Raw genomic sequence first — 19,941 nt, forward strand, 5'->3', positions numbered from 1 at the left:
CGCTCAGCGCATCGCCTCGGCGTGCTGGCGGGCCAGCTCGTCGCTCATCAGTTCCCGCATCCTGAATTTTTGCAGCTTGCCGGTTACCGTCATGGGGTACTCCTCCACGAACCGGATGTATCTTGGCACCTTGAAGTAGGCGATGCGGGCCGACAGGAACTGCTTCAGCTCCTCCTCGCTGGCCTCCTGGCGGGGCCTGAGCTTGACCCAGGCGCACACCTCCTCGCCATAGCGCTCGCTGTCGACCCCGAACACGGCTGCATCCTGCACCGCCGGATGATCATAGAGCCGCTCCTCGATCTCGCGCGGGTAGATGTTCTCGCCACCGCGAATGATCAGCTCCTTGCTGCGCCCCACGATCCGCACATAGCCCTCTTCATCCATGATGCCGATGTCCCCCGAGTGCAGCCACCCTTCCTCATCTATGGTATCCGCCGTCTTGACCGGATCCTGCCAGTACCCCTGCATCACCCCGTTGCTGCGACAGCAGATCTCGCCCCGCTCGCCGATGGCCACTATCTCTCCGCTGGGGTCGACCAGCTTGATCTCGGTGTGACCGATGGCGCGGCCGACCGTGGTGACCCGCTTGTCCAGCGGCGCATCGATGGCGGTCATGTGATTGATGGGACTGCACTCGGTCTGGCCGTAGGCGATGGTCACCTCGGTCATGTGCATCAGGGTCTGTACCTTGCGCATCAAGGGCTCGGGACAGATGGCACCGGCCATGATGCCGGTGCGCAGAGAGGAGAGATCGAACTGGTCAAACTCCGCCAGCTCCAGCTCGGCGATGAACATGGTCGGTACCCCGTGCAGGGCGGTGCAGCGCTCCTCGCTCACCATCCGCAGGGTGGCCGCCGGATCGAAAGCTTCGGCCGGAAACAGGGCGCAGGCCCCCACGCTGATGCAGACCAGATTGCCGAGCACCATGCCGAAACAGTGATAGAGCGGCACCGGGATGCAGAGCCGATCCTGCTCGCTGAACGCCATGCCTTGCGCCACCTGGCGGCCATTGTTGAGGATGTTGCTGTGACTGAGGGTGGCCCCCTTGGGGTTGCCCGTGGTGCCCGAGGTGAACTGGATGTTGATGGCGTCATCGGGTTTGAGGGTGGCGGCCACCCGGGCCAGCCAGGCCGGATCCTGCCGGTCGCCCAGAGCCAGCACCTCGGGAAAGTTAAGCATGCCGGCGCTTTGCTGCTCCCCGAGCCGGATCACCATCTCCAGGCTCGGCAGCCGGGATGATGTCAGGCGGCCTGGCGGACAGCTCGCCAGCTCGGGGGCCAGCTCGCCCAGCATGGCGAGGTAGTCGCAGCCCTTGAACGCGCTGGCGCAGATCAGGGCCCGACAGCCCACGTTGTTGATGGCAAAGGCGAGCTCGTAGCTGCGGTAGGCGGGATTGATGCAGACCATGATGGCCCCGATGCGGGCCGTAGCGAATTGCACCAGGCACCACTCGATGTTGTTGGGCGACCAGATGCCGACCCGATCCCCTGGCCGGATCCCAAGCGCCAGCAGGCCCAGCGCCAGCCGGTCTATCTGGGTCAGGTATTCCCGGTAGTTCCAGCGGATCTGCTGGTGGCGCACCACCACGGCGGGCCGCTCGGGAAAACGTTCCGCCACCTCTTGCAGGTAGGCGCCTATGGTCTGGTGAAGCAGCGGCTGATCGCAAGGACCGGCCCGGTAGCTGAGCAGTGAGGTCATGGGGTGACTCCTGGCCACATAGGTTGGAATTGCCTACTGCTCGGCTGGCGTGTTTTTTCAGCTTGTTACATTAATGTAAAATTAGGCCTCGTAAAAGACTCACTTTGGTCTAATGGCGACCATAAAAAAACGGCCAACCGAAGTTGACCGTTTACAGACGCGGGGCAGATCAGAACAGCAGGTGCGCCACCCCGGCGATGACCGGCAGGGTGATCAGGGTGCGCAGCAGGAAGATCACGAACAGCTCCCACAGCTTGACCGGGATCTTGCTGCCCAGCAGCAGGGCGCCCACTTCCGACATGTAGATGAGCTGGGTGACCGACATGGCGGCGATCACGAAGCGGGTCATTTCGCTCTCGATGGTGGAGGCCAGCACCGCCGGGATGAACATGTCGGCGAAGCCCACCATGATGGTCTTGGAAGCGGCTTCCGCCTCCGGCAGTTGCAGCAGCTCCAGCAAGGGAACGAAGGGGGCTCCCAGCCAGTTGAAGATGGGGGTGTGCTCGGCCAGCATCAGGGCACAGGTACCCACAGCCATCACCACCGGCAACACGCCGAACACCATGTCCAGGGCATTCTTCACCCCTTCCCGCGCCACGGCGCCGAGATCCGTCATGCTGTCGGCCTTGGTCAGGGCCCGCTCATAGCCATAGCTCAGCACGCTGTGCTGACGGGGGATCGCCTCCTGCTTGCGGCACAGGGGAGTACCGTCGCTGTAGACATCCTTTTTCCAGGAGAGCGGCGGCAAGCGTGGCACCACGATGGCGGCCACTACCCCGGCCAGGCAGACGGTCAGGTAGAAGGGCACGAACATGTGCTCCAGCTTCACCTGGGAGATCACCACCAGGCAGAAGGTGATGGAGACGGCAGAGAAAGTGGTGCCGATGACGGCGGCTTCCCGCTGGGTGTAGAACTTGCCTTCGTACTGTTTGCTGGTGAGCAGGATGCCGACGCTGCCATCCCCGAGCCAGGAGGCGAAGCAGTCCACCGCGGAGCGGCCCGGCAGGCGGAACACGGGGCGCATGATGCGGGTCATCATGGTGCCGACAAACTCCAGCAGACCGAAATCGAGCAGCAGCGGCAGCAGCAGGCCGGCGAAGATGAAGACGGAGAACAGCACCGGCAGCAGATCGTGCAGCACCAGACCACCGGTCGCACCGGAACGCAGCACCTCGGGACCGGCCTCGAAGAAGGTCAGCAGCACGAAGATGCCGCCAAGCACCCGTACGCAGGCCCAGAAGGGTGAGACGTTGAACAGGCTGTTGAGGAAGGGGCGCTTCACCAGGATCGCCGGCTTGAACAACCAGGCGATCAGGGTCATCAGCATGGTGGTGGTGATGATGGCGCTGACCATGGCCACCAGATAGTCGGCAAACACCCTCTGTACCAGCTTCGCCAGTACGGCTACCGGGATGGTGACGTTGCCGTCATAGAGAACGGGAGTCATGAACAGCAGGATCCCGATGAGTGACGGGACCAGGAACATCAGCACGTTGCGACGGGTATTGAGCGCAGGTGCTTGCAGAGTCTTTTCCAGCATGGTTTACAGCCTTAATGTTACTTTTCCTTAGCCAGGCGAACCTGCATACCCATGCTCTCACCCGACAAAACGGGCGCAAGAATACTCCAAAAAAATGCACAAACAAGCTTTTAATGGATCATTTCAAGCATAAATATTTTTACAGGCAAACCTTCCATAAGAATGTACCCAAACAGATGCGCATATCAATTCATTACAAATGGTTAGCACATTGTTTCGTTAAGGTTACATTCAGGAGCGCAGTATAATCAGTTGCGGTTGGCAGGCAATAAGTGACATGAGAAATATATCTATATGGTGATCCAGTCGATCCCCATAAAAAAACCGGAGCCTGGCAAGGCTCCGGTTTTTTCAGCGGCGGGTGGGGCACTGTGCCCACCCGCAGGATGAGGGTCAGTCACGCACGTAGATGACTTCCACGCCATCATCGTCTTCGTCGTCCCAGTCATCGTCGTCCAGCGACTCGTCAAACGCCTTGGAGGCAGCCAGCGCATCCGCTTCGGCCTTGGCCAGCTGGTTCTTGTGGTAGTCGTCCCACTTGAACTCCACCTTCTCGATGGCTTCCTTGGCATCTTCCGCCAGCTGACGGGGCATGGTATCCAGCAGATCCAGGATGTCGTAGCAGACCTTCTTGGTCCCTTCCTTGCTAATGGCGGTGATGGCGTAAACCGGCCCTTCGTGGTTCAGGGCGGCCTTCACGCGCTCCATCACTTCACCTGCCTCTTCTTCCAGGATCAGGTCCATCTTGTTGAACACCAGCCAGCGTGGCTTGCTCGCCAGCTCCGGGCTGTACTTCTCCAGCTCACGGACGATGGTCACGGCATTCTCGGCCGGATCGGAACCATCCACCGGGCAGATATCCACCAGATGGACCAGCACGCGGCAGCGCTCGAGGTGCTTGAGGAAGCGGATACCGAGGCCGGCGCCTTCGGCAGCACCCTCAATCAGACCCGGAATGTCGGCAATGACGAAGGAGCGGGAGTTCTCGCCACGCACCACCCCCAGGTTAGGCACCAGCGTGGTGAAGGGGTAGTCGGCCACTTTCGGGCGGGCCGCAGAGACGGCGCGGATGAAGGTGGACTTGCCGGCGTTGGGCAGGCCCAGCATGCCGACGTCAGCCAGCAGCAGCAGCTCCAGCTTCAGGGTACGTACTTCACCCGGGGTGCCGTTGCTCTTCTGGCGCGGCGCACGGTTGACCGAGCTCTTGAAGCGGGTGTTGCCAAGACCGTGGAAGCCGCCCTTGGCAACCAGCAGCTTCTGCTCATGGTGGGTCAGATCCCCCAGCAGTTCGCCGGTATCTTCATCGGTCGCACGGGTACCGACCGGCACGCGCAGGATCTTGTCCTTGCCGCGACGACCGGTACAGTTGGCGCTCTGGCCATTCTCGCCACGCTCGGCGGCATGGAAACGCTCGAAACGGTAGTCGATCAGGGTGTTCAGGTTTTCATCGGCAACCAGATACACGTCGCCACCGTCACCGCCGTCACCGCCGTCCGGGCCGCCGTTTGGAATGTACTTCTCCCGGCGAAAGCTCACACAACCGTTACCACCGTCACCGGCATCGACTCGAATCTGGACTTCATCAACAAACTTCATAGGTAACCGTCACCTTAATTCGAAAAACCGATACGCCATTATAGTGGTACAGACCCCTGCGGGCGATACGCATCTTGCCAGTCGCCCCTTCAGAGCCAGGGTCGGCTGCGTGCCGTTTTTTCGTCAACTACATCAGAAAAACAAAAGCCCCGCCTGTTGGCGGGGCTTCGGATCCTTGCGGTCCGTAATTACTCAGCAACGATGCTTACGTACTTACGGTTCAGCGGACCTTTGACTTCGAACTGCACCTTGCCGTTCGCGGTAGCGAACAGGGTGTGGTCCTTGCCCAGACCAACGTTCTCACCAGCGTGGAACTTGGTGCCGCGCTGACGAACGATGATGCTGCCAGCCAGAACTGTTTCGCCGCCGAAACGCTTCACGCCCAGGCGTTTAGCTTCTGAATCGCGGCCGTTGCGGGATGAACCGCCAGCTTTTTTGTGTGCCATCTATCGTACTCCTCTAATTAAGCGCTGATGCCAGTGATTTTGACTTCAGTGAACCACTGACGGTGGCCCGCTTGCTTACGGTGGTGCTTACGACGACGGAACTTGACGATAGTCACTTTCTCGCCACGGCCGTGAGCCACAACTTCAGCTACAACCTTGCCACCTTCAACGAAAGGAGCACCTACTTTAAAAGTGTCGCCTGCAGCAACCATCAGCACTTCGTTGAAGTCGATGGTAGCGCCAGTCTCAACGTTCAGCTTTTCCAGACGAACGATTTGACCTTCGGCCACACGGTGTTGTTTTCCGCCGCTTTGGAATACCGCGTACATTTGATTAACTCCGTAAAGGCGTGTCTTTTGCTCAAGGCCAGACACGCGCAAAAACCTATAACAATGGGCGGGCATTCTACGCAAATCGATTTGCTCAGGCAAGGCCAATTTAGCAAAAAGTTTATTTTGTGCGCATATCTGCCGCCGTGAATAAACGCTTAACTGTAACCCATTGTGAAATCGTGTAGAATCCCCGCCATTGCTAAAATCGCAGTCATCACTGCCGTCACGTTACGAGACTTATGGACCAACAGACTATCCGTGCGCTCTGTGCCGCCGACATGACGGCGGTCAATGAACTGATCCTGGCGCGACTCCAGTCCGATGTCAGCCTGATCAACCAGCTGGGTTTCTATATTGTCAGTGCAGGCGGGAAACGGATGCGCCCCATGCTGACCGTCATGGCCGCCCGCGCACTGGGATATGAGGGTGAGGATCACCTGAAACTGGCTGCCATCATCGAATTCATTCACACTTCCACCCTGCTGCACGACGACGTGGTCGACGAATCCGACCTGCGCCGCGGCCGGGAGACCGCCAACGCCATGTTCGGCAACGCCGCCAGCGTGCTGGTGGGTGACTACCTCTACAGCCGCTCCTTCCAGATGATGAGCGAGCTCTCCAACCTGCGGGTGATGGAGATCCTCTCCGAGGCCACCAACACCATCGCCGAAGGGGAAGTGCTGCAGTTGATGAACTGCAACGACCCGGATACCACCGAAGAGAGCTACATGACGGTCATCTATTGCAAGACCGCCAAGCTGTTCGAAGCGGCCACCCGTCTCGCCGCCGTGCTGACCCATCAGCCCGCGCCCATCGAACAGGCGATGACCGACTACGGCAAGTATCTGGGCACCGCCTTCCAGATCATCGACGACGTGATGGACTACTGCTCCCAGAGCGACGAGATGGGCAAGAACGTGGGCGACGATCTGGCCGAAGGCAAGCCGACCCTGCCGCTGTTGCGTGCCATGGAAGTGGGTAGCCCGGAAGAGCGCCAGCTGGTGCGCGACGCCATCGAGCACCGCAACGGCATGGAGCACCTCGACCGGATCCTGGGCATCCTCGACCGTACCGGTGCGCTGGAGTACTCCCGCATGCGGGCCCGGGAAGAGGCCGACAAGGCCATCGCGGCCCTCTCCATCCTGCCGGACTCCCGACACAAGCAGGCGCTGGAAACCCTGGCCCACATGGCGGTGCAACGCAGCGCCTGATGCCAGCCGGTAGACAATAAAAAAGAGGCCAGAGGGCCTCTTTTTTATTGTCCAATTAGCCGTGCCACTGTCGTTTCAACCAGGAGCTAGCGGGCCAGCGCCCACAAGATAACGGCCCCGGCCACCACCAGACAGCCGCCTATGCGGCGCAACTGCTCGGCCGGTTGATCGCTCAGCAGTCGCAACATCTGCTGCCAGGCGCGCGGCATCAAGAGCGGCCCCAGCCCTTCGAACAGCAGCAGCAATCCCAGCCCCATCAGGATGGATGTCAGCATACAACCTCCTTTCTCGTCTGAATGTGCCCCAACCACAGCACTTCGCACGCCGCCCCCCGCTGCCAGCCGATGACCGGCAAACAAAAGGGCCTGAATCATCAGGCCCTTGGGTCAAATCACGACGAGCTTACTGCTTGTTGCCGTGCGGCGACTTGAGGTAGCGGAAGAACTCGCTGTCCGGCTTGAGGACCATCAGGTCGTTGCCACCGGCGAAGCTCTTGCGATAGGCCTCCATGCTGCGCACGAAGCTGAAAAACTCGGGGTCTTTCTTGTAGCTGTCTGCATAGATCTTGGCGGCCTCGGCATCCCCTTCACCACGCAGCTGACGAGCGTTACTCTCGGCATCGGCGATCATGACTGTCACCTTGCGGTCGATGTCGGCACGCAGGATCTCGGCCTGCTCGCGGCCCTGGGAGCGATGCTCACGGGCTACCGCGGTCCGCTCGGCACGCATCCGCTGATAGATGGAGCTGGAGACTTCCACCGGCAGGTTGATCTGCTTGATGCGCACATCCACTACCTTGATGCCGAGCTCGGAGGAGCGCGCCATCTTCATCAGGGCATCTTCCATCACGGTACTGCGCTCGCCAGAGACGATGTCCTTGATGGTGCGATTACCGATCTCGGAACGCAGACCGTTGTTGATCTTGCGCTTGAGCAGGTCTTCGGCCTGGATCTTGTTGCCACCGCCGGTCGCCAGGTAGTACTTGGAGAAGTCCTCGATCTTCCACTTCACGTAGGAGTCGATGATGAGGTCCTTCTTCTCGGAGGTGACGAAGCGATCCGCCTGCCCTTCCAGGGTCTGGATACGAGCATCCATCTTGCGAACCTGGTCGATGAGCGGCACCTTGAAGTGCAGGCCCGGCTCGTACAGGCGCGGCTCGCCGGATTCAACCCGCTTCACCTTGCCGAACTGCACCACGATTCCCTTCTGTCCTTCATCGACGATGAAGACCGAAGAGAAGCAGACCATGGCGGCCACAGCGATGACACCAATAGCTAGCTTTTTCATCTATCAGTTTCTCCCTGAGCTGAAACGGTCGCCGCTGCGCAGCGGGGTCGGCGTGGAGTTGGCCCCTTCGTTGGACGGCGGGGTCTGTTCAACCACAGGCGCACCTGCCGGACGAGCCGGTTGCACCGCGTTGGCCTTGCCGGAGAGCTTGTCGAGCGGCAGGTAGATCATGCTGTTGTTGCCAGCCGGCATGTCGACCACCACCTTGTTGGCCTGCTGATAGAGCTCTTCCATGGTTTCCAGGTAGATACGATCACGGGTCAGCTCGGGCGCAGCCTGATACTGGGGCAGCAACTCGTTGAAGCGAGCGACTTCACCCTTGGCCTTCAGCACGATCTGGGACTTGTAGGCTTCGGCCTCCTGCTCCAGGCGCTTGACCTGGCCGCGGGCCTTCGGCTCCACTTCACGGGCATAGGCTTCGGCTTCACGAATGAAGCGCTGTTCATCTTCCTGAGCGGAGATGGCGTCATCGAACGCATCCTTCACCTCTTCCGGCGGACGCGCCGGCAGGAAGTTGACGTCGACGATCTGCAGACCCATGTGATAGGGCTCGATGATGCTGTCGATCACCTGCCAGGTCTCCTGACGCACCTTCTCACGACCCGTGGTCAGCACGTCGTCCATCCGGGTGTGACCCACCACGTAGCGCAGGGCGCTGTCGGTCGCCTGACTCAGACTCTCGTCGGCGTTGGTGACGCTGAACAGGTACTGCTCGGGATCGACCACGCGATACTGCACGTCCATCTCGACCCGCACCACGTTCTCGTCCTGGGTCAGCATGAAGCCGGAAGCCGGCAGGGAGCGGACCGACTCCACGTCCACCGGGATCACCCGGTCGATGAAGGTCGGTTTCCAGCGCAGGCCCGGATCCACGTTGTGGGAGTACTCGCCAAAGCGCAGCACCACGCCACGCTCGGCTTCGCGAATGGTATAGAAGCCGCTGACGACCCACACCACTACCGCCACCACCAGCGCGATGGAGAGGCCGAACTTGCCGACGTCACCACCACCCGATTTGCCGCCTCCCAGCAGACCACCAAAACGGCGGCTCACCTTGCGCAGCATCTCGTCCAGATCAGGGGGTCCCTGATTCTTGCCGTTGTTCCCCCAGGGGTCACGGTCTTTGCCGTTATTACCAGGCTCATTCCAAGCCATCAGCGTCTCCATTAATACATGCGGATGGATATCATCTCTATCGGGCCATCAACCGTTGATGAAGCCAGCAAACATTCATCTCATCGACGAATCAATGCCTGATAAAGCGTTGTAAACTCTCACCTTCTTGTTTCACGAGGCGGTTCCAGTCAGCCAGTTGCAGGCGGACTTCCAACACAAAATCCCCCTCCTCGCTGAAACCTTCCTGCTCGATGCCCTTGAGGCGATAGAGCGCACTGCGCAATCTGGCGGCCGAAGGGGGCAACTGCAGGGTGTGGTGCACCATGGAGCCGGCCAGCAGCTCGGTCAGGGCAACAAACAGATCGTCACACCCCTCGCCGGTCTGGGCAGACAGCCAGACCCGCACCGGGCGCCCCTCTTCGTCACGCTCCAGCCCGACCGGGTGTTCACCCAGCTTGTCGATCTTGTTGCAGATCATCAGCTGGGGCCGGTCATCGGCTTCGATCTCGGCCAGCACCTGCTGCACCGACTCGATATTCTCCTGCATCTGCTCGTCGGCACAGTCCACCACGTGCAGCAGCAGATCCGCTTCGCGGGTCTCCTGCAGCGTCGCCTTGAAGGCCGCGACCAGATCATGGGGCAAGTGTCGAATAAATCCAACTGTATCCGCCAGAATCACATCACCCACATCCCGGATCACCAATTTGCGCAGGGTCGGATCCAGGGTTGCGAACAATTGGTCGGCAGCATACACGCTGGCAGCTGTAAGTTGGTTGAACAAAGTGGACTTTCCGGCGTTGGTGTAACCCACCAGAGAAACGGTCGGCACCTCGTTGCGGTTGCGGGCACGACGTCCCTGTTCCCGCTGCTTGGCCACCTTGTCGAGCCGGCGCAAAATCGCCTTGATGCGTTCACGCAACAGGCGGCGGTCGGTTTCCAGCTGGGTTTCACCCGGGCCGCGCAGGCCGATCCCCCCCTTCTGACGTTCAAGGTGGGTCCAGCCTCGCACCAGGCGAGTAGAGAGATGGCGCAACTGGGCCAGTTCGACCTGCAACTTGCCTTCGTGAGTACGGGCACGCTGAGCGAAGATATCGAGGATCAGGCCGGTCCTGTCCACTACCCGGCACTGGAACAGACGCTCCAGGTTACGCTCCTGGGCAGGGGTCAGGGCATGGTTGAAGATGACGACGTCGGCATCCAGCATCTGGACCTGGGACGCGATCTCTTCAGCCTTGCCGCTGCCGACAAAAAATTTGGCGCTGGGCGCACTGCGGCTGGTGGTGATCACCCCCAGCGCATTGACCCCGGCCGAGCTCACCAGCATCTTGAGCTCTTCCAGATCCTCCCGCTCACCCTCATCACTGAAGTTGACATGTACCAGAACGGCCTGTTCGCCGGCTTCATAACGGTCAAACAAGCGCTTGCTCCTTGACAGGAATCATGATGAATCTGGGTTGACGAGTCGCCTCGTCCCGGGATATCACGCCTCGGCTTCACCCTGCTCTTCGCCAGCCGCGCCCTGGGCGTGCTGGTGATGGTTGACGGCACGGGCCGGCACCACGGTGGAGATGGCGTGCTTGTATACCATCTGGCTCACGGTGTTCTTCAGCAAAATGACAAACTGGTCAAACGATTCGATCTGACCCTGCAGTTTGATGCCGTTCACCAAATAGATAGAAACAGGAATCCGCTCACGGCGCAGCGCATTCAAAAACGGGTCTTGGAGAGATTGCCCCTTAGCCATCTTCTTTTCCTTATAGTTTGTTGTTTTTAAACACCGGATATCAATATAACAACCTGATTATACAGGAGTGTCAAGCCACTCCGGCACGGGCGACGACCCTTGCCAGATTGCCAGACTCACCAGATTCCAACCAGGTCACATCAGACCAACCGCGCAACCAGGTCATTTGACGCTTGGCCAACTGGCGGGTGGCAACAATTCCGCGATAGCGCATCTCATCATACTCCACTTCCCCCGCCAGGTAGTCCCACATTTGGCGGTATCCCACGCAGCGGATGGAGGGAAGATCCGGGGTGAGATCGCCCCGTTGGTAGAGGCCCCTGACCTCCTGTTCAAAGCCGCCCTGCAGCATCTTGTCAAAGCGCAGCTCGATGCGCTGGTGCAGCACGGCGCGATCGCTCGGTGCGATGGCAAACTGCAGCACGCGATAGGGCAACCCCTCCCCCTGCACCTGGGTCAGCTCGGTGAGCGTCTTGCCGCTGATGCGGTAGACCTCGAGCGCCCGGCTGAGCCGTTGCGGGTCATTGGGATGGATGCGGGCACCGGCCACCGGGTCGATGCGCACCAGCTCATCGTGCAGTGCCTGCCAGCCAAGGCGGGCGGCCTCCTCCTCGATGCCGGCCCGAATGGCGGGGTCGGCGGAGGGCAACGGAGAGAGTCCCTCCAGCAGCGCCTTGAAATAGAGCATGGTGCCGCCCACCAGCAGCGGAATGCGGCCGCGCTCGGCGATCTCTTTCATCTCCCGCAGCGCATCGCGGCAAAAATCGGCCGCCGAATAGCTCATGGCGGGATCCAGGATGTCGATCAGCCGGTGCGGCGCCTGCGCCAGTTCGGCCGGCGTAGGCTTGGCGGTGCCGATATCCATGCCGCGATAGATGAGCGCGGAATCCACGCTGATGATGTCGCAGGGCAGCGCCTGGCACAGTTCGATGGCGAGATCCGTCTTGCCGGAGGCCGTCGGCCCCATCAGAAAAATTGCAGTCGGCAAGTCAGCCACGTGAAAAACTCCCCTTGCATGGTCGCCCCCCTTGGCGGCGCACCTGCAAAAAACTGGTTTATGGATTCAAGAGGGCATTTCCCTCAATGGCCATCGGCGAACTCGGCCAGCACGCTCGCCAGTGACAGCGGGCGCACCATGCGAACGTCTGCCAGTTGGTCACTGAAATCGGCAACAAGTTCCGTCAGCAAGCGGTTGGCCGTGGCAAAATCATATACTTTTTCGCGACTTATCCCCTGCTCCACCAGCCATTGGCATAATACTTCAGCCTGCTGGTCAGCATCACTGTCAGATCCGCTCTCGATCAGTTGCAGCAATTCGGGTAATAAGCGCACCAGATCGGTCTGGCGCAGCAACGCCGGCACCCGAGTCAGGATCATGGTGTCGCGCCCACCGCTTTTCAACTCCAGCCCCATCCGTTTGAGCAAACGCTCCTGCGTTTCCACCAGCGCGACCAGGTTTTTCGGCAGCTTGAAGGAGACCGGCAGCAGCAGCGGCTGGGCCGCCAGCCCCTGGCCCCAGGTTTCCAGCAGCCAGTGGCGCAGCAGCAGGCGCTCGACCCGCACCAGCGACAGCAGGGCCAGCCGGTTGTCCCGCTCCAGCAGCAGATAGGCCTGCTCCACCAGGGTCAAGGCCCGCCACGCCCCCGCCTTGGCCGCCACGGCGGCGGCAGGCGCGGTTTCAGCCTCTGCCAGCGGCGTGCCCTGCACCGTCGGCAGGGTGGTGAGCAGCGCGCCCATGCCGCGCATCGCCTCCCGGCTCGGGGGCTCGGGCGGCTGGTAGTGGCCGGGTCGCCCGGCGCCACTTCCTTCCCGCACTTCCCGGGCCGGGGCCCGGTAGTTGTGCTCGGCGCCATACCACTCGGCTCTGGGCGCCTGGCCCGGATACTCGATGGGGGCACTGACCGGCAGCTCGACCAGGGTCTCGGCCAGAGGCTGGTCGCACTCGTCGCTTGCCGCCCCTGGCTGGCGCAGGGCGGTAAAGAGCGCCTGGAAGATGAAGTCGTGAATGAGGCGCGCCTGATGAAAACGCACCTCGTGCTTGGCCGGATGGACGTTGACGTCCACCTGACGAGGATCCAGCTCGATGTAGAGCACGTAGGCCGCGAACCGATCGGCCGGCAGCAGCTCGTCATAGGCCTGGCGGATGGCGTGGTTGATGAGCTTGTCGCGCATCATGCGGCCGTTGACATAGGTGTATTGCAGATCGTTCTGCGGTCTGGCGCCGGCGGGCGTGGCCAGCCAGCCCCACAGCCGCACGTCGCTGTGCTCGCTCTCCACCGCCAGCGCGTGGTGCATGAAGGGAGAGCCGCACACCGCGGCGAGCCGGCGCTCCTGCTCCGCCACCGTGTTGGCGGCCTTGTACTGGCGCACCACCTTGCCGTTGTGGCGCAGGATCAGGGTGACGTCGAAGCGGGAGAGCGCGATGCGGCGCACCAGCTCGTCGATGTGGGCAAACTCGGTCTTTTCGCTGCGCATGAACTTGCGCCGAGCCGGGGTGTTGAAGAAGAGGTCCACCACCTCCACAGTCGTGCCCACCGGGTGGGCCGCCGGCTTGACGGTGACGCTCATCTCGCGCCCTTCGGCCTGGGCCTGCCAGGCTTCGGACTGCTCCGCCGTGCGGGAGGTAAAGGTGAGCCGGGAGACCGAACTGATGGAGGCGAGCGCCTCGCCGCGAAAGCCCAGGCTGTTGATCCCTTCCAGATCGTCGAGGGTCGCCACCTTGGAGGTGGCGTGGCGCGACAGCGCCAGCACCAGCTCATCCTTGGCGACGCCACCGCCATTGTCGCGAATGCGAATGAGCTTGGCACCACCCTTGTCGATGTCGATCTCGACCCGGTCGGCCCCTGCATCCAGGCTGTTTTCCACCAGCTCCTTGACCACGGAGGAGGGCCGCTCCACCACCTCACCGGCAGCAATCTGGTTGGCCAGAATCGGCGGCAATATACGAATTGGCATCGCTTACTCCTGCTGGTTGAACGGAATGGCTGTGGCAACCGCCCCGACTGGGAGCCACGCCGCCGTATCACCGCCCGCGCTCGTCTGGCTGGCCAGAACAGGGGACAAGGTACGGATCGGCATCGCTGGCTCCTGCTTGGTTGAAGGTGCGGGCAATCGGCGGGGTTAGATGACGGTTCACCGGGTCAGCCTCTGCCACCGGCAGGGACGGACCCGGCGCCTCATCCAGCGCTACTTTTGCGGGATATAGAGCACCTGCCCTATCTGGATGTCCCGCGACTTGAGCTTGTTGATCTCCACCAGCCGCGCCTGGCTGACCCCGTATTTCTCGGCAAGCCGGGAGAGGCTCTGCCCGCGGGTGACCACATGACGGATCATGTTGGCCTTGTCATTGCTCTGCACGCTGGTCACCGGCACGCTCGGCTCCTTGGCTGCCACCACGTAGGGCTTGATCACCCCGGCACCGGACGAAGAGCCGCCAACGCTGCTGACCGGCGCCCCGCCGTCGCTGCTGCGGTTCGGTTCGGTGGCCGGCATCCGGTTGGTTACCACCTGCTGCACCGGCTGCGCCGCCGGTTTGCTGACGGCGACCGGCTTGCTGGCAGGGGCAGGTCGGCTGACCGCGGCCTGCTTGTTGCTGGCCTGCCCTTTGCCGGTGAGCATGGCGCCCTTGGTCGGGTGAGCCCGGTAGTAGTTGCGGATCCCCTCGAAGATGGCGCGAGCCAGTTGATCCTGATAGCTGGAGGTCGCCAGCAGCTTCTCTTCGGCGTGGTTGGAGATAAAACCTGTCTCCACCAGCACGGAGGGAATGTCAGGCGCCTTCAGCACCGCCAGGCTGGCGTGTTCCGGTGCCTTCTTGTGCAACCGGGCCACCCGGCCCAGCGAGCGCAGGATCTGGCGGCTGACGTCATAGCCCTCGGCCCGCGACTTGTCCATGGAGAGGTCGAGGAAGGTCTGCGCCAGGTAGGGGTTGGGATCGGATTCGGCCAACACCTTGCCAACGCCCCCCAGCAGTTCGCCCTGTTTCTCCTGCTTCTCCAGCCAGCTGCCCATCTCGCGGTTGGCACGGTTGGTCGACAGCACCCAGACGGAGGCGCCGCGCGGGGTCGAGTTGTGGAAGCTGTCGGCGTGCACCGACACCAGCAGGTCGGCCTTGGCCTTGCGGGCAATCTCGGAGCGCTTGTTCAGATCGACGAAGTAGTCGCCGCGCCGGGTCAGCACTGCGCGCATGCCGGGTTCGCGGTCGATAAGGGCGGCCAGTTTCTGGGAAACCGCCAGGGTCACCCGCTTCTCGTAGGTGCGGCGCGGGCCGATGGAGCCCGGGTCTTCCCCGCCGTGGCCCGGGTCGATGGCGATCACCACCCCCTTGCCCTTGCCGCCCACCGGTGCCGTCTGAGCGGTGGCGGAGGCTTTCTCTTCATAAGGCAGGTCGATCACCAGCCGGTGGCCGTAGGGGCCGGCCGGTGCCAGCGGAAAGACCACCGGCTTGATGGCTGAACTCAGGTCCAGCACCAGCCGCAGCCCGCCTTTTTCCAGCGGCGAGCTTTCGCGGATCTTGCGCACCAGCTCGCTCTTGTTCTCGATGCGGGCCAGGTTGGTGACGTTGCTCGCCCCTTTCAGGTCGATCACCAGCCGATCGGGGCCGGTCAGGGTGAAGTAGTTGTAATTGGGGGCGCTGCTCATGTCGAGCACCACCCGGGTGTTGTCCGGCGACGGCCACACCCGCACGCTCTTGAGCTGATTCGCCCAGGAAGGTAAGGCCAGCAGGGAGAGGGCAATAACAAGGATCAAGCGCACGTAGATGACAACCGTTCCAGAATGGCTTCGCCAATAGCAGTGCGGGCGTCAATCTGCACCTCGCGCTGCTCGTTTGCATAACTCAGGGTGATCTCGAGATCCGGCGCAGGCAGCCAGCCGTCGCCCTTTTCCGGCCACTCCACCAGACAGAGGGTGTTGGCGCCGAAGTAATCGCGGATCCCCATGAACTCCAGCTCTTCCGGGTCGGCCAGCCGATAGAGATCGAAGTGGTAAAGCTGCCAGTCGGCCAGCTCGTAGGGCTCCACCAGGGTGTAGGTCGGGCTCTTGACCTTGCCCTCATGACCCAGCCCCTGCACCCAGCCACGAGTCAGGGTGGTCTTGCCGGCCCCGAGGGCCCCGTGCAGGAAGACAGTGGTCGCCTGCTGGCAGGCGTGGGCCAGACGGCCACCCAGTGCCACGGTTGCTGCCTCGTCCGGCAGTGTCATCATCAACTGTTTTGCCATGTTCTTCTTTAGCTTGTTATGGTGTCGGGATTAACCAGTCGACGGATAAAGGGCAGCAGGTCTGATGCCAGCATGCCCCGCTCTCCGTCTGCAGCGGCCAGATCGGCCGCTTCCCCGTGGATCACGGCGCCCAGTCGGGCTGCCTCGGCGGCAGACCAGCCCTGGGCCAAAAGGGCGGCGATTATACCAGATAACAGGTCGCCCATGCCGCCACTGGCCATGCCGGGATTGCCCTCGTTGCAGAGCGCCATCCCCTTGCCGTCGTGGATCAGCGTCCCCGCCCCCTTGAGCAGCACCACACCGCCGAAGCGCTGCTGCAGACGCTGCACCGCGGCAAAGCGATCCGCGGCGATCTCGGCAATGGTGCAGCCCAGCAGGCGGGCCGCCTCGCCCGGATGGGGCGTGAGCACCCAATTATCCTGATGACGGGGACATTGCGCCAGCCAATTCAATCCATCGGCATCCAATACCAGTGGCACCCGCTCGTTAACAAATGACTCAAAATGGCGCCGACCCCACTCATCCTGACCCAGACCCGGTCCCACCACCCGCACCGAGGCCCAGCTTTCATCCCCCCCGGCCTGACTGCCCATCAATTCGGCCTGATAGAGGCTGGCGGGCAGGTGATCAGGATGCTGGCACACCCGGACCAGACCGGCACCGGCCCGCAGGCAGGCGCGCGCGGCCAGCACGATGGCCCCCTGCATCCCCGCATTGCCCCCCACCAGCAACACCTTGCCGTGGGAGCCCTTGTGGGACGAGCGCTGGCGCGGCGTCAGCCTGGCGCAAAGAGAAGGATAATCGACACGCTCGGCGGCAGCCTGACACTCGGGCGGCGCGGTGACGCCGAGGGTGTCGCAGTCGAGTCGACCGACGCAATCCACCCCGTCGGCGGTGAGCATGCCCTGCTTGATGCCGATGAAGGTGAGGGTACGGCTGGCGCGCACCACGGCTCCCATGGCGCAGCCGGTATCGGCATTGAGGCCGGAGGGGAGATCCACAGCCAACACGGGCACCTGCAAGCCATTGATTGTTGCGACGATCCTTGTCATGAGCGGTGACAGCCGGATATGGACACCGGTGCCAAGCAGTGCATCTATCACCAGATCCGGGGCCGGCAGCCGGTCGAGTTCCCGCTCCTCGGGCGACACCACTGTGCCCCCCATCGCCAGCCACTCGTCGGCGGCCCGCCTGGCATCCCCCGTCAGCTCGGCGGGATCCCGCACGGCAATAACCTGAGGCTCAAGACCCAGCTGTCTCGCCAGGCGGGCCAGCACGTAGCCGTCGCCACCGTTGTTGCCGGGGCCGGTAAAGATCCACCAGCACCGGCTGTGCGGCCAGTGGTGGGTGGCGTAGGTGCGCAGCGCAGCGCCGGCGCGCTCCATCAGGGCATAGAGGCTCAGCCCCTCGCGTTCGGCCCACTCCCGCTCCAGGGCACGGATCTGTTCAGTCCGCCACAGTGATTGTGGTAAGCTCTGCCCCTCTTTCCCGCTGATAGCATCCCCGATGACCTGTTCCATGACGGCTCCTGACTCTCATCCATTGATCCGGTCCGGCGGGCACCGGGCTCATGATGCAGTATGACGGCGGCAAACGCCCCCATCGGTTAACCTTGGCAGCAAGCCCCCAGAGATGCGATACAGCATGACAGTACACTCCCATCCCGGTGCACGCTCAGGCCGCCCGCCAGCAGGACCGGCAGCGCCATGACCACGGCCGAACTTCATCAACTGGCCCAAGATATCAAGCTCTGGGCGAGCGAGCTAGGATTCGACCAGGCCGGCATCACAGACACGGATCTCACCCTCGAGGAGCCCAGGCTGCAAGCCTGGCTTGACGCTGGCTATCACGGCAGCATGGACTACATGGCGCGCCACGGCATGATGCGGGCCCGTCCCCACGAGCTGCTGCCGGGTACCTTGCGGGTGCTGTCGGTGCGGATGAACTATCTCCCGTTCGAGGCGGGCTTCGCCGCCACCCTGCGCGACCCCACCCTCGGCTACATCAGCCGCTATGCCCTCGGTCGCGACTACCACAAGCTGCTGCGCAGCCGGCTCAAGCAGCTGGGGGAGCGCATCGAGCAGCGCTGCGAGGCGCTGGGCTGGCGCCCCTTCGTCGACTCGGCCCCCATTCTGGAGCGACCGCTGGCGGCCAAGGCCGGCCTCGGCTGGGTGGGCAAACACTCGCTGCTGCTCAACGAGTCGGCGGGATCCTTCTTCTTTCTGGGGGAGCTGCTGCTCAGCCTGCCACTGCCGCTGGACGCCCCGGTGGAGAAAGAGCAATGCGGCAAGTGCGTGGCCTGCATCAACATCTGCCCCACCGGCGCCATTGTCGCCCCCTACGTGGTGGATGGCCGCCGCTGCATCTCCTATCTCACCATCGAGAACGACGGCCCCATCCCCGTAGAGTTCCGGCCGCTGATGGGCAACCGCATCTATGGCTGTGACGACTGCCAGCTCATCTGCCCCTGGAACCGCTACGCCAATGCCAGCCCTGAGCCCGACTTCAGCCCGCGCCCCAATCTGCACCGCCCGCCCCTCTTGACCTTGTGGGGCTGGAGCGAGAGCGAGTTTCTCAAGCACACGGAAGGCAGCCCTATTCGCCGCATCGGTTATCAGCGCTGGCGCCGCAACCTGGCGGTGGCCCTTGGCAACGGCCCGGCCAGCCAGGAGGTAATGATGGCCCTGCAGCAGGTGCTGGCTGAAGCCGAGCCCATGGTGGCCGAACATATCGAGTGGGCGCTGGCGACCCTGGCCCGGCGCCAGCAGGATGACAACAAAAAGACCCGCTTGCTGATCCGCTGCATCGAAAAAGGTCTGCCGGATCACGCATAGACGATCTGCCCCTTGCCGGATCCAGGTCATTTTTTCATGCTCTGCCGACGGTCGATGGTCGGCACAACAAAAGGAACAAGCTGATGCAGATGTTGGGAGTGGATATCGGTGGTTCGGGGATCAAGGGATGCCTGGTCGACACCGCAACGGGCGAGCTGATTGGCGAACGCCACCGGCTGGTGACGCCGCAGCCGGCCACCCCGGCCGCCGTGGCGCATACCCTCAAGGCGCTGGTGGAACACTTCGACTGGAAGGGCCCGGTGGGCTGCGGCTTTCCCGCCACCATCCACAACGGCATCGCCAAGAGTGCGGCCAACATCGACAAGAGCTGGATTGAGACCGACGTCGCCCATCTGTTCGGCGACGTGACTGGCCAGCCCTGCCACGTGCTGAACGACGCCGATGCGGCCGGTCTGGCAGAGATGCGCTACGGCAACGGCCGGGATCGCCAGGGGGTGATCATCCTCATCACGGTCGGCACCGGCATCGGCACCGCCGTGTTCGTCAACGGCCAGCTGCTGCCCAACACCGAGCTGGGTCACCTGATGCTGGAAGGCATGGTGGCCGAGCACTACTGCTCGGACGCGGTGCGCAAGCGCGAGGATCTCTCCTGGGGTCGCTGGGGCAAGCGCTTCAACAAGTACCTGGCCCGCCTCGAGTTTCTGTTCTCCCCCGACCTCTTCATCCTGGGGGGCGGCAGCGCCGCCAAGCTCGACAAGTTCATCGACAAGATTGAGACCCGGGCCCCACTGGTGGCGGCCGCCAACCTCAATCAGGCCGGCATCATAGGCGCCGCCCTGCACGCCGCCGAGCTGACCGCCGCCCGCCAGTCGGCATGACGCCGTCCTGAACAAACAGCAGAGGCCCGGCATTGCCGGGCCTCTTGTTTTCACCGCCCATTTTTCACCCTATATGTCGCCC

18 protein-coding genes are annotated in these 19,941 nt (G+C 62.4%); 3 read left to right on the top strand and 15 right to left on the bottom strand.

Annotation, left to right across the window (positions count from 1 at the left end; translation table 11 throughout):
* Positions 1 to 3: 3 nt before the first annotated feature.
* From G5134_RS10440 to rplU, 5 genes are all read right to left on the bottom strand, one after another.
* Positions 4 to 1,698, bottom strand: coding sequence for an AMP-binding protein (locus tag G5134_RS10440; RefSeq protein ID WP_065018659.1), 1,695 nt, complete (start codon positions 1,696 to 1,698; stop codon positions 4 to 6).
* 169 nt (positions 1,699 to 1,867) lie between these two features.
* On the bottom strand, positions 1,868 to 3,238 hold the full coding sequence (locus tag G5134_RS10445; RefSeq protein WP_065018658.1) for a YjiH family protein: 1,371 nt from the start codon (positions 3,236 to 3,238) through the stop codon (positions 1,868 to 1,870).
* 393 nt (positions 3,239 to 3,631) lie between these two features.
* Positions 3,632 to 4,834 carry an Obg family GTPase CgtA gene (gene cgtA / locus G5134_RS10450; RefSeq protein WP_017763857.1) on the bottom strand — a complete coding sequence of 401 codons (1,203 nt, stop codon included), beginning with the start codon at positions 4,832 to 4,834 and terminating at the stop codon, positions 3,632 to 3,634.
* Between the two features lie 188 nt (positions 4,835 to 5,022).
* A complete protein-coding gene (gene rpmA / locus G5134_RS10455) occupies positions 5,023 to 5,280 on the bottom strand; it encodes a 50S ribosomal protein L27 (RefSeq protein ID WP_005304202.1) in 258 nt (85 codons plus the stop codon).
* A 17-nt stretch (positions 5,281 to 5,297) separates the two neighbouring features.
* Positions 5,298 to 5,609 (bottom strand): 50S ribosomal protein L21, encoded by a 312-nt coding sequence (rplU, locus tag G5134_RS10460; RefSeq protein WP_005304210.1) that lies wholly within the window; start codon positions 5,607 to 5,609, stop codon positions 5,298 to 5,300.
* A 242-nt stretch (positions 5,610 to 5,851) separates the two neighbouring features.
* Here rplU and ispB point away from each other — a divergent pair, with 242 nt between their 5' ends.
* On the top strand, positions 5,852 to 6,823 hold the full coding sequence (gene ispB, locus G5134_RS10465; RefSeq protein WP_065018657.1) for an octaprenyl diphosphate synthase: 972 nt from the start codon (positions 5,852 to 5,854) through the stop codon (positions 6,821 to 6,823).
* An 86-nt stretch (positions 6,824 to 6,909) separates the two neighbouring features.
* Here ispB and G5134_RS10470 read toward each other — a convergent pair whose 3' ends face one another.
* The 10 genes from G5134_RS10470 to G5134_RS10515 form a co-directional block, all read right to left on the bottom strand.
* On the bottom strand, positions 6,910 to 7,098 hold the full coding sequence (locus G5134_RS10470) for a DUF2065 domain-containing protein (RefSeq protein ID WP_005304217.1): 189 nt from the start codon (positions 7,096 to 7,098) through the stop codon (positions 6,910 to 6,912).
* 127 nt (positions 7,099 to 7,225) lie between these two features.
* The gene (gene hflC, locus G5134_RS10475) at positions 7,226 to 8,110 is read right to left on the bottom strand and encodes a protease modulator HflC (protein WP_017763855.1); all 885 of its coding nucleotides are present in this window, start codon (positions 8,108 to 8,110) and stop codon (positions 7,226 to 7,228) included.
* Between the two features lie 3 nt (positions 8,111 to 8,113).
* Positions 8,114 to 9,265 carry an FtsH protease activity modulator HflK gene (gene hflK / locus G5134_RS10480; RefSeq protein ID WP_005304223.1) on the bottom strand — a complete coding sequence of 384 codons (1,152 nt, stop codon included), beginning with the start codon at positions 9,263 to 9,265 and terminating at the stop codon, positions 8,114 to 8,116.
* Positions 9,266 to 9,356: 91 nt separating this feature from the next.
* Complete coding sequence (gene hflX / locus G5134_RS10485; protein ID WP_005304225.1) at positions 9,357 to 10,643, bottom strand: ribosome rescue GTPase HflX; 1,287 nt, start codon at positions 10,641 to 10,643, stop codon at positions 9,357 to 9,359.
* Positions 10,644 to 10,706: 63 nt separating this feature from the next.
* Positions 10,707 to 10,970 carry an RNA chaperone Hfq gene (gene hfq / locus G5134_RS10490; protein ID WP_005304228.1) on the bottom strand — a complete coding sequence of 88 codons (264 nt, stop codon included), beginning with the start codon at positions 10,968 to 10,970 and terminating at the stop codon, positions 10,707 to 10,709.
* 70 nt (positions 10,971 to 11,040) lie between these two features.
* Positions 11,041 to 11,958, bottom strand: a complete 918-nt coding sequence (miaA, locus tag G5134_RS10495) for a tRNA (adenosine(37)-N6)-dimethylallyltransferase MiaA (RefSeq protein WP_017779128.1) — start codon at positions 11,956 to 11,958, stop codon at positions 11,041 to 11,043.
* Positions 11,959 to 12,050: 92 nt separating this feature from the next.
* Entirely contained in the window at positions 12,051 to 13,925 is a 1,875-nt protein-coding gene (mutL, locus tag G5134_RS10500; protein WP_065018656.1) for a DNA mismatch repair endonuclease MutL, read from the bottom strand.
* A 231-nt stretch (positions 13,926 to 14,156) separates the two neighbouring features.
* Positions 14,157 to 15,722 (bottom strand): N-acetylmuramoyl-L-alanine amidase, encoded by a 1,566-nt coding sequence (locus G5134_RS10505; RefSeq protein ID WP_065018655.1) that lies wholly within the window; start codon positions 15,720 to 15,722, stop codon positions 14,157 to 14,159.
* A complete protein-coding gene (tsaE, locus tag G5134_RS10510) occupies positions 15,713 to 16,186 on the bottom strand; it encodes a tRNA (adenosine(37)-N6)-threonylcarbamoyltransferase complex ATPase subunit type 1 TsaE (RefSeq protein ID WP_005304245.1) in 474 nt (157 codons plus the stop codon). Before tsaE ends, G5134_RS10505 begins: the two co-directional genes overlap by 10 nt.
* Positions 16,187 to 16,194: 8 nt before the next feature.
* Positions 16,195 to 17,706 (bottom strand): bifunctional ADP-dependent NAD(P)H-hydrate dehydratase/NAD(P)H-hydrate epimerase, encoded by a 1,512-nt coding sequence (locus G5134_RS10515; RefSeq protein ID WP_065018654.1) that lies wholly within the window; start codon positions 17,704 to 17,706, stop codon positions 16,195 to 16,197.
* A 186-nt stretch (positions 17,707 to 17,892) separates the two neighbouring features.
* Here G5134_RS10515 and queG point away from each other — a divergent pair, with 186 nt between their 5' ends.
* Positions 17,893 to 19,020, top strand: a complete 1,128-nt coding sequence (gene queG / locus G5134_RS10520; RefSeq protein ID WP_065018653.1) for a tRNA epoxyqueuosine(34) reductase QueG — start codon at positions 17,893 to 17,895, stop codon at positions 19,018 to 19,020.
* Positions 19,021 to 19,103: 83 nt separating this feature from the next.
* A complete protein-coding gene (gene ppgK / locus G5134_RS10525) occupies positions 19,104 to 19,859 on the top strand; it encodes a polyphosphate--glucose phosphotransferase (RefSeq protein ID WP_005304254.1) in 756 nt (251 codons plus the stop codon).
* The last annotated feature ends 82 nt before the right edge of the window (positions 19,860 to 19,941 follow it).

The organism is Aeromonas sp. 600276 (assembly GCF_049175815.1).
GTDB classification, from domain to species: domain Bacteria; phylum Pseudomonadota; class Gammaproteobacteria; order Enterobacterales; family Aeromonadaceae; genus Aeromonas; species Aeromonas dhakensis.

Coding starts and splice junctions, on each gene's coding strand:
- tsaE (WP_005304245.1), bottom strand. CDS start 16,186: ATGGCAAAACAGTTGATGATGACACTGCCGGACGAGGCAGCAACCGTG.
- rplU (WP_005304210.1), bottom strand. CDS start 5,609: ATGTACGCGGTATTCCAAAGCGGCGGAAAACAACACCGTGTGGCCGAA.
- G5134_RS10515 (WP_065018654.1), bottom strand. CDS start 17,706: ATGGAACAGGTCATCGGGGATGCTATCAGCGGGAAAGAGGGGCAGAGC.
- rpmA (WP_005304202.1), bottom strand. CDS start 5,280: ATGGCACACAAAAAAGCTGGCGGTTCATCCCGCAACGGCCGCGATTCA.
- mutL (WP_065018656.1), bottom strand. CDS start 13,925: ATGCCAATTCGTATATTGCCGCCGATTCTGGCCAACCAGATTGCTGCC.
- queG (WP_065018653.1), top strand. CDS start 17,893: ATGACCACGGCCGAACTTCATCAACTGGCCCAAGATATCAAGCTCTGG.
- G5134_RS10440 (WP_065018659.1), bottom strand. CDS start 1,698: ATGACCTCACTGCTCAGCTACCGGGCCGGTCCTTGCGATCAGCCGCTG.
- hflK (WP_005304223.1), bottom strand. CDS start 9,265: ATGGCTTGGAATGAGCCTGGTAATAACGGCAAAGACCGTGACCCCTGG.
- ispB (WP_065018657.1), top strand. CDS start 5,852: ATGGACCAACAGACTATCCGTGCGCTCTGTGCCGCCGACATGACGGCG.
- ppgK (WP_005304254.1), top strand. CDS start 19,104: ATGCAGATGTTGGGAGTGGATATCGGTGGTTCGGGGATCAAGGGATGC.
- G5134_RS10470 (WP_005304217.1), bottom strand. CDS start 7,098: ATGCTGACATCCATCCTGATGGGGCTGGGATTGCTGCTGCTGTTCGAA.
- cgtA (WP_017763857.1), bottom strand. CDS start 4,834: ATGAAGTTTGTTGATGAAGTCCAGATTCGAGTCGATGCCGGTGACGGT.
- G5134_RS10445 (WP_065018658.1), bottom strand. CDS start 3,238: ATGCTGGAAAAGACTCTGCAAGCACCTGCGCTCAATACCCGTCGCAAC.
- hfq (WP_005304228.1), bottom strand. CDS start 10,970: ATGGCTAAGGGGCAATCTCTCCAAGACCCGTTTTTGAATGCGCTGCGC.
- hflC (WP_017763855.1), bottom strand. CDS start 8,110: ATGAAAAAGCTAGCTATTGGTGTCATCGCTGTGGCCGCCATGGTCTGC.